This is a genomic window from Pseudomonas sp. TH21 (genome assembly GCF_016651025.1).
GTDB classification, from domain to species: domain Bacteria; phylum Pseudomonadota; class Gammaproteobacteria; order Pseudomonadales; family Pseudomonadaceae; genus Aquipseudomonas; species Aquipseudomonas aylmerensis.
In genome coordinates this window covers 3311361-3321714 of the sequence record NZ_JAEKEQ010000001.1, presented here as the reverse complement: position 1 = coordinate 3321714, position 10354 = coordinate 3311361, and the positions used below count along the sequence as shown (strand labels likewise).

Sequence of the window (10354 nt, the reverse complement as noted above, 5' to 3'; positions counted from 1 at the left end):
CATGAGTGAAGATGCACAAGATGTCGTACTGATCGTCGAGGACGACGAATCCATTATGTTTGTGCTGGGTGAGTACCTGGCAGGCCTGGGCTATCGGGTGTTGAAGGCAATTGACGGGGAGCAGGCGTTCCAGATCCTGGCGACCAAGCCGCACCTGGACCTGATGGTCACCGACTACCGCCTGCCGGGCGGGATTTCCGGCGTGCAGATCGCTGAACCGGCGGTCAAGCTGCGCCCGGAACTGAAAGTCATCTTTATCAGCGGCTACCCGCAGGAAATCCTCGACTGCAACAGCCCGATCACGCGCAATGCACCGATCCTGGCCAAGCCGTTCGATCTGGATACGTTGCAGGAGCATATCCAGCGCTTGTTGGCTTGACTCTATTCGCTGTTTTTACATGTTTTTGAATCCCAGTTACGCGTCGTCCGCGCACCACGGACGACGCGGAGCTGTTTTCGTACACACCGATCTAACGCGCTAGCCGGCAGTATTCCATGGTTTTTTGCCGTAGAACGCGGGGCGATAGTTGATCACTTGTTTTACCTGTTTGTTGCCAGATAGTCCGTCGCTGACGATGTCGACTCGCTTGTGTTCATTATCGACTTTTAGGATTCTGTCGACTTTTCCTTCGAAGTCTCTTTTGAGTTTCTCTTCCGCGATGGTTAAAAGAGCGTTCTCATCGAGCTTTGGATTTTTGATTTTAGCGATGTGCAGATTAGTTTTAAATGGTATCTCGAAATCATTGATGTTGACCGTGACGGTGCCTTCGAAGGCTGCCACAGGCTTGCCGGTCAGCTCACCAAACTTGGCCGCAAAAGAATGGGTACCGGCCTCGCCAGAAAAACAGGTAACAAATCGTACGCTGTCGTATTTCTTCGGGTCGATACCGTGTTTCCCAAGTAGTTTGAGAAATTGTGCTGGCGTGTAAGAGTGCTCGGCGAAGTCTGATACAGTCGAGCCAAGATTGAATAATTTTTTTAGCGGGTTTCTTTCCCAACCATGCGCAACTATCGTCAATCGGGACGTGCCTTGAACGTCGTTTACAAAAGTGAATATTTCTTTGTCAATCGCTTTTATGTCCCTCATCGTGCCGCCCATATCCACGACGTTGTCAACTGCCAGTTGCCTTCCGAGTAAAGAATAGCGGTCATTCGCGCCGCCGGGGTTCATGCTGAAGCCCTCGAGCGGTCGCCCATAAACCTTATCCGCCTTGGCCGAGTAGCGGTAAACTTTTCCGGTACGGGTATCCACTTTGGCGAGTGTCTTGTACTGGCTCACCCCATTGGCCCCCTTCACCGTCAGTTCGGCGACATCCGCTCTCGTCGCCAAATGCAGCAAGTCCGAGTTGCGAATGGCACCACTCAAGGATTTTGCGCCCTTGCCAGCCAGCTTGGCACCTCCAATCGCCAAGTCACCCAGCCCGTCGAGGGGGTTAAGGGCGCCAATGGCCCCTCGGCCGACTATTTTGCCCACATGAAGCGTTTTGCCCAGCAATGAGGCGCCGACTTGCAGGGCTTTGGCGCTCTTTGCCGCAGCACCTATCCCCGCCATAAATCCAAATATGTCCAGCGACAGATCAAGAATACCCTCGCCAATTTTCCCTTCCTGAAAGTTGATAATTGCCGATCGCAGCGGAATCAGGTTGAGCATGAACTCTCGAAACTTCTTGTAGAAGGGCACTTCGGTATCAAAGGTCGTCAGTCCCTGCGCTTCTTTTTCAAAAGTTTCGATATCCGAGTTGGTTATAAATGCATCCGCTATGTAGGACGTCCGCTCACTGCTGTAGCTGTTGGGAACCACGGGAGCGTCGTGTTTTTCATCGGTTAAGCCTGGGGGGTACGGACGTGACGAAACGGGTTTTACTTCTACGAAATTTGTGCCTGGGTGGGTGTGATCGAGTGGAAACTTGCCAGGCTGGAAATCTCCAAGGTCAGCACGTTCGAGGATTCGATCATTCTTTAGGTCCACCTCATAGGTGCGAGGCGCCTTCCCGGTTCGTTCAATTTTGAACAGCAAGTTATTATCGGTATTTCTCTTTGGTATCGGCCCCATTGAGTAGGGTGTGTAGGTTATGCTGTCCTCTCGGACAATAGTGATTTTGCCTTCCTCAAAATCTTTCCGAATGGCCAACGGCTGTTTAGCTATCAAGCTTTTGAATTGGACGCCGAGGCTTTTCTTGATTGCCGTACTGTAGTCTCGAAACGTTGCTTTGAAACTACCCGACACATCAGGCAGTTCTTTTAAGACGGCCAGCACGCTGCGGGTATCAATATCAGCGGATGAAGAAACTAATGCAGCGACGACGTCACCGGTATTATGACGAATGTTATCGCTGACGTTGTTTCGTACAATCGGTGCATCCTGCACACTTCTGCCGTCGAGATACAGGTCCATGATCGAGTAAGGCCCTGGGAAATCGGGCACGTCAGGTTCGAAGCTCATGCATTTTTTATCAAACAGCGCCGGATCCATGTCAGGCAACGCGTTCTTCAACGCTGCCAATGCGATGTCCCTTGCGATCGGCATCGGAGTACGTTGCGCCTGGGAAGCAGCGCTCAGTTCTTGAATCTGGCGATTGAAAGCGTTACGCACGGTCTGCATCTGTGTGTCGTTCTGGGGGTATCCCAGGCCATTGGCCAGCGCCCAATCCTTGAGGGCATTTTCCTGGGCAACATATTCAATCTGACGCTCCTCGGCAGAGACCGGTGCAATGGATGCGTGGAGCATGACCTGCGCATAGTTCATGGTTGCAGTCGAACCGGGTGCGCTGGCTTCAAGCCGATCTACGGCCGTGACAAAGCTGACCCAACTGTGAGTGCCATAGATCAGCTTGTCAGGGATGTCCTTGACCAGAAACTCAGGCGCCCGGGTCGATAGCAGCAGGTGTACTTGAATCTTCGCCTTCTCGGGCGACGAGGCTCTGCCCAAGGTTGTGACAATTTCCTTGATTATTTCTGCGGCGTTCTTACCGTAATTGTACGAGGTTGCCAGCATGCACCCGCCAAGGTTGGCTTTTGGTGACACGCCCGGTGGGCTTCTGCGAAAGCTCTCATCAATGCTCAAGGCTGCCAGCAACCAATCTTCGGCACTGCCTTTGATCGCCATCGTTTCGAACTCGGCCATGATCGCTTCGCCCAATGCCTGGCCTTTCGGAGACTGGATCGCCCGGTCGATCACCCGTTGCGGGTCCTGCAACTCGGCGGGCTCAAAGTTCATGCCCTGCATCAAATATTCCAGCACGTTATTGAAACGGCTCACATCTGGGTCTGTCCTGAGGTACGTCAGCAGTTGCTGCTTGCCGTTGCGATCAAGCGGAACCGACCAAGTGAGTGCGCCCCCATAGTTTCCATAAGGTGAGCTTTTGGGTTCTGGAGCGAGCAGGGCACTCACAAGGTTTTCCACCTGCAGTCCAGTGGTTGGGATATCCCAGCCATTGGTTTGCAGGTACTGCTTAAGGCTGATCTCACCTGATGTGCCAGCAAGCGTTTTCGCATAGGTGCTGTCGGGATCGACCGGGATTGTATTCTTCTCCAGATGCTCACCGATCAACGACGGTGGCAGGTCTCCGGTTTCCAGAAAGGTAACCATCTGCATGAAACCCTGGGCTGCGTGTCGCTGCGTATTGTGGTTAGCCAGTACCGTCCTCTGCCTGTCGAGGCTTTCTTCGCTGCGGGTTTCATGAAGACTGGAAAATTGCTCCAGGGGCAGTTCGTGGAAGGCCTTGTCCCGCTCCAGCTCTGCGACCCGCTGTGGCACTTCACCGGGCAGCGTTGCACGCTCCCGATAGAAACGCCCCACGAGCCATAATGGCGCGCTGTTGCTATTTTCCGACAAGGGCGGCTTGAATTTCGAAAACCCATAATTCGCGGCAATGACTTTGCCGGCCTGCATGACCGGACCGCTCACCTCTGCCCAGCGCTTGTCGTCTTGCCCACGGCTCTGCAGTACAGGATTGGAGGTAATGTGATGCTGAACCTTGTAGGAAATTTGGCCTGTTTCAGGAGATATCTGAACCGTGCGCGTATCGATCCCCACAGATCTCATCCAGTCGCCTACATCCGGGGACTGCATGGCGCGCCCCAGTTGTGCCCACCACTGGCCAAAGGTGGAATGTGGCGGAATGTTTTCCAGCATAAGCTCGCTGTCCCGGCTGGCGATACCGGTGATTTGTGGCAGTGTGCTGGCATAAAGCGCCGCCAGTTGAGTGTCGCCAGTGGCGCGAGAGGTACTCGAAAACGTGGAGGGTGTCGGGGTATCGCTTTCGGGGCCGATGCCAATGCCCGTAGTCGGCTGATCAACGGGAACCTGGGGGAAGGTGGAATTCTGGGTAGGTGTGCGAGGTGTCTGGGCTGCGGAGTTTGGCATCATCATCGGTGTGGTTCATCCAGGTCCTATTCAGAGGGTACCAGGGGTACATTTCATACCCTCAGGTACAAACCTTCGTACCCAAACTGTGATGAGTAATTCCACGCTTCGCCTGGCCAATGATTGCAGGCTATGTTCGTGATGGGCGGTGACCCTGCGAACGCAATCAGGCCCGAATCATCTCCCTCACCTTACGGATGTATAGGCAGCATCAGCGCGTTTTTCCGGCACGGTTGCCTGGCAATCGTTGGCTCAGTAGGCTCGGTACCTACCGGCGGGGCTGAGGATCAGGCTGCTGGAGCCAGTCTCAGCCCCGCCGGCCAAAGGCGCGGGAACACGTGAATGCAGTCCTGCATTGTTGGCTTGATGGAGGGGCGGCGTCGAAAGCTCGACGCCGCTGATTTCACAGGTTCAAGGTGCCAATTTTTTCACATTGGCATTAAGCGTGCTGGCGGGTGTGTAGGCAAATTGCCAACCCGGTTTGCCCCCGAGCCCATCGAGGAAGTCCTGCAGGCCTTTGCTTTTGCCATTGCTAAGGGGGAACACTGACATCCCGCCACTATATTCCGGCGGATTGCCATTTCTGATCATCGCCACGTCCAGGTCCGGGCTATTGATATTGAAAAGAAACAACTCATCGTTTTTTGTTTTTTGAATGTAGACGGTATGCCCGAATTCTCCGCCTTGGTTGGTATGCTTGAAATTAATCAGCCCAGACTCTGTGATGTCTTCGGCATTGAAGGTCGCCTTCAGACTGTCTTGTTTGATGCCCATCAAGTCCAGATAGCGTCGTGAGTAATTAGTGCCCTCACCATTTGTACTTGCTATGACCGCGGTAAATACTTCGGGCGAAAGGGTTTTTTCAGATTGACCGATGAGCACGGAAGACTCGTAACAGATTCGCTGTTGATTGTCCGGCGCCTGATAGAGAATTTCCCAATTCTTCCGCAATTCTGCGTTAGAGAGGGGCGTAGTGCCAGAAAGCGCTAGGGGGTTTTCATACAGTTTTTTGACATCTGCGCTGAACACACTGTTTTTTTGCTGCCAGGCATCGTCATGGTCAAAAACCTTGAAGGTCAGCTTGTTGGGGTCGGTGTCGTGGGTTTTATATTGCGGTTTCAGCTTTTTATCGCGGGTCAGTTTTTCAAGCCCCTTTTGCATGGCCTCTGCACTGCTGAAGTCGGCGAGACCAAAATTAGGATCGTAGAAGTAATAGGATCTGCTGCCATCCTGGATTTTTACTCCTGCCGCCATGGCGTGCCCCGGCGAGTCGATCATCACTGACTTTGAAACAGTAGCGTCTGCCAATTCCTTGACCATGTCATTGACTGAGAGCTCCCGTACAGGCTGTCCTGCGTGAAAAGCACTGCGGGCACCCACTTGATTTTGCATCTTGCTCAGTTTGCCAATGAATTCTCGTGAGGCTGGATCCGTTGGAAAGGCCGCTGCGCTAAACATGTTTTTAATCAGTTGCCCTTCCTTTCCTTGCTCCATTGCGGTGGCCATCACGCGTGAAAGCGCAGCGCATTGCCCATCAGACAGTTGCGCGGTCTTGGAAAAGTAAACGACCTGCGGCATCGGGTGCACGTTGCCAAAACGTGGTTCGATGACGTCGATAAACTTCGCTGAACCATTGCGCCCCAGTTCGTAGGCGACGTCGTCGTACTTTTTGACCAGCATCCCAACCTGCCTTGCTGTGAGGTCTCTGTTACCCGCCAATTTCATGATATCGGGGGCTTTCATATTATTTGAGAAGCCCTTGATCGTTTCTGGGTTTCCAGAATAATACCCGCTCTCAAACGCCTCTTTTTCCGGCCCTTCGCGATGTGTCCTGACCGTTCTTTTCCAGTTATTGACAACGGCCTCATCGACTTTCTTGACGGTGCCATCGGCCGTCGTCCATTTCCCCAAGTCTTCCGTATTGAGTCGAGCAGAGGGCAGGAAGTCCCTCACCGCAGGGCCGTAGGCTTGGCCGGTTACCGTGTTGTAGCGATGCCATTTGCCATTTTGCAGGACAACGGGACCTTCCACTAACTCAGCGTTCACTTTGAAGGTGCCCAGAGACGATGCATCAAAGCGTTTGGCGGCGAGTAACAAGTCATAACTCCCAGCGGAGTTCGTCAGGGTGTTCAAACGGTGAGACACCGCGTTGAAACTGATCACGTTCGAGGATTGACTCCCCGACAACAAATCCCCAGGCAGAGCAGCTCTTTTAGGGTGGTTGGCTAAAGAGGGAAGCAGTCGTCGGGTGATTTCATCTTTGATTTGCTCACCGGTTAAATGTGCGGTGTTGGTAGGGACACTTCTTGAAATTTCGTTGATAGCGTCCGGCGACAGATTCGCTTGCAGAGGTCCTTGGAAGGCCTTGACTTCACGCTTGATCAATCCCCCGAATTGCTGCCTGAAAGAATCGACGCTGCCACTGGCAGGGTCGCACATTAACAGCCGCACGTTATTAAAACTTTCTGGATTTATATTGGAAGCCTTGAGCGTCGCCAACAGTTCAGCGGGTGTATTGTTCTTCCCGTTGTAATATATTTTCATCGGCTCATCGAGCAACAGGTCTGCGGCATTTGGGTCAATGCCATGCGCGCAAACGTTAAGTCGCTCAACGCCTTTGTATTCATCTACATAAGTAAAAATACCCGTCCCCGGCGAATTAAAATCCTTAATGTTTCGCCCAAAATTTATACTGTTGTCTTTGGCCAAACTCCTTTCCAGATGGTTTTCATTAACTCTTCGCGCAGCACTGTTGGAATACCTCGCCGTTTCAGGTGTAAAGTTATCAAGGGGCTTACCGTAGACCCTGTTCTTGATAACATCGTAAGGCAACCATTTGCCCGCAGCGTCATTGTATTTGGCCGCGACGCTGACAGGCTCGGTACTGCCCGCTACCTTGTAAGTTCCCATTGCAATATCGTGTCGGTTAGACAATTTCACCAAATCGACGTTATCCGTAATGCTCATCACCTTACCGAAACGCTGAGCCCCTATGACAGTGAGCTTTTGTCCGCCTTTTCCCACCAGGCGAACCAAGTCATCCAGGCCACCTACCGGGTTTGCTGCGGCAAGAATGCCTGCGCCGGCCATTTTGGCAATGCTCAAGGATTTGAGCGCCCCGCTGGTACCTATTTTGCCGATATTGCTGGCGACCTTCCCCGCAGGGACCACGAAACTCAAGCCATCCATGACAAACAGCATGGCGGCCTGTGCAGCGTCCCCGTCAATAGCTGCTTCGATGGCGTTCTTGAACGGAATCAAGCCCAGCAGGAACTCTCGTCCGGCGATGTGTTGTCGGGTGGTTTCCTCCAAGGCGCTTTCCCCGTGGGCAGCATTCTTGAATGTTTCATAGTCAGGTGTGAAATGTTGGCTGGCCGCCAGTTCCGCAAGGTATTCGGACTTCCCACCGAAATAAGACATCGGCATGGCGTTGACCGAACTGTCCTGAGGGGGCGGCACCCATTCTTTCTCTGGCGTTATGCGATGCAGCTGTATTTGCGAGGTGGTCGACTCGGCCCGAGGCGGTTTACCGGTTTTGTAGGCATTCCAATCAAGGCGGTGAGTTTTATTTATTTCGGTATTCACCAGCGGTTTCACACCGCCGAGTTCCAATTGACGGGGAAGATCCGTGCGTTTACGAATCAGCATGCTATTGGGGAAAACTTCGTAATGGCAGACATTGCCCTCGTGCTCAGAGCGAATTAACAATCCACCTAATCCTTTCGCAACGATTTCATCCGCCGAGGGGATGAGATGTGAAGCATAGCCGGTGATGGCCGGGCGTAAGTAATATAATTCCTGCTTACCAAACTCAAGATGCTTACGGTCCTCCTCGGGTAACTTCGAAAACATATTCTTCAGCAGGTTTTTATGGCTGACTTTCAAATCATGGTGGTAGGCATCGAATCTCGTTTTGAAAGTGAAGTTCGGGTCCGTCATGCCTTTGCTGGTAAGGTCATTAGCCGACAGGCTTGAATCGATAGACCTCCAGCGCCCAGGACGCAACTCGTTTGACATATAAACATCGACCGGCGAGAAATAACGATTGTCGCCGTATTGCTCGTTGGCCGATTGCAGGTAGTTCCTTTCTAGCGGTAGCGTCTCGCCAAACACATCCTTTAACTTTTCCAGCGCTATGTCACGGCGAGTCGGCATGGGCGTCATGAGGTGCTGGGAGACTTTCGACAACTCTTCAACTTGCTGATTAAAATGTGTCTGGCACAGCTTTAAATCCTCCAGTGAGGGAGTATCGCCCGCTTGATTGCCGATGACGCTATTGAGCTTCCCCCAGAGCATCAGCGATTCATTGGTAAACACGTTCCTGAGCGCTTGCTCATCACTGCTGAGCGGTGTCAGGTTGGCGCGCTCCATAATCTGAGTGAAGTTCATTTGAGCACTGGCCCCAGGCGCCTGTGCCTCAATGAACTTGACCGCAGCCCTCAAGTGCATCCACGAATTGGAGCCATAGGTAACGCTACTGGGGATGTCCTTGACCAATAGCTCCGGGGCGGCACGGGATAGCAGCAGATGCGTTCCAATGGGGGCTAGCCGTGCCGACGTTTTGCCGGTGGCGACCAAGTGGTCCGACAGTGCCTGCTTTACGCCCGCCAAGGGTTGACCGTAGAGGCGGTCGGCCGATAGATCGAACCCCGCCGTATGATGCTGTTTAGGCGCAAATACAGATTCGTTGTCCAGGGTGGTCATGATCGCGGTCAAGGCCCAATCCTGGAAGGTCTCCTCCGTTACTGCGGCGCCCATTTTTTCTTGAAGCGCCTTGCCCAACTCAAGCGCCTTGGGAGAGCCGAGAACATCCTCAATGACTCTGCGGGGGTTACGCAGGTCGTAAGTCTCAAGCGGCATCCTCTTCATGAGGTAATCCAGTGCGCCCTTCTTTCTGACAGTGGAGTTTCCCCCGTCCAGACCAGGAAGCTTCAAGTTATAGAGGACATGGCTGTAAACGTGTGTCTGCGACTCCAGATCCAGCGGTGGGGACCAGGATAATCCGCCGCCGAAGTCTCCATGGGGAGGCTCTTGCATTGGCGGTATATCCAGTACTTCAATCAGATTGTTCAGTTCAACGCGGCTTTTGGGTAGCTGCCATCCATTACCCGAGATAAAGGCTTCAAGGCTGACAGTGTCGCTGACTTGCTCCTCTTGGTTAAGGCTGTAGCTGGACAGGGGATGAACCTGCAGCAATGTGTCTTTCAAATACCTGGCGATTTGCGCTGGGTCATCGTTGGGGAGGGCACGCAGCTTGGCCCCCAGGACGTGTTTATCCTGGGCATCTCCCAGCGCTGTCTGCTCATGCGCCAAGGCTTCATCAGAGCGCTCATGAGCCCGCTTGGCCAGATCAGCCGGCGGTATCGGCTCAAATATTTTTGTGCGCTCCAGTTTCGTGGCGCGCTCTGCCAAGGTACCCATCGACCAAGGCCGCCTGGGCTCGCCATAGAACTTGCCGATTGTCTCCAAGGGGGCGGATGAACCGGAGGTGGGCGCTGTAATCGCTGTCTTTCCAAGCCCCAATACGCCCGCAGCTTTCATGACAGGCGCCATGAAAACAGGCCACAACTTATCCTGCTCGGGGCCCCATAAGGATTTGCGTTCGCCATGAATGTAGCAGGAGATCTGGTCGAAACCCGGATAAATCTCGATGGGTTTCGATAGATCGATATGTTTGCTTTTGGCCCACTCGGTAAACTGTGGGCTCTTGATCGCGTCATGAAGATGCGACCACCATTTGCCGAACGACGAATCTTTAGGAATATTATCTAACGACTCCTGCAGGATCCCGTTTTTAATGCCATCGCGCAGGGCAGTGGCATAGAGTCCGGCGAGCACACTATCTGCTTCAACGTATCCGCTAAGATTCGAACTTTCAGGCGTTGTCTCTAACGGCCTACTCCTGCGCTCGGGTGTCGAGCTGTTCGCCTGAATTCCCCCTGACACTGCATTGACTGGAAGGGGTCTCAGGGAATTGCTGGTTGATAA

Annotated in this window: 3 protein-coding genes; 1 reads left to right on the top strand and 2 read right to left on the bottom strand. The window is 53.1% G+C overall.

Going from position 1 to position 10354, the window contains the following annotated elements:
• Position 1: 1 nt before the first annotated feature.
• Positions 2-379 (top strand): response regulator, encoded by a 378-nt coding sequence (locus JFU04_RS14420; RefSeq protein WP_065905380.1) that lies wholly within the window; start codon positions 2-4, stop codon positions 377-379.
• A gap of 99 nt (positions 380-478) precedes the next feature.
• Here the strand turns inward: JFU04_RS14420 and JFU04_RS14415 are convergent, their stop codons facing one another.
• Both JFU04_RS14415 and JFU04_RS30470 read right to left on the bottom strand, forming a co-directional pair.
• On the bottom strand, positions 479-4372 hold the full coding sequence (locus JFU04_RS14415; protein ID WP_201144520.1) for a hypothetical protein: 3894 nt from the start codon (positions 4370-4372) through the stop codon (positions 479-481).
• A 405-nt stretch (positions 4373-4777) separates the two neighbouring features.
• Positions 4778-10204, bottom strand: coding sequence for a YopT-type cysteine protease domain-containing protein (locus tag JFU04_RS30470; RefSeq protein WP_201144518.1), 5427 nt, complete (start codon positions 10202-10204; stop codon positions 4778-4780).
• Positions 10205-10354: the final 150 nt, after the last annotated feature.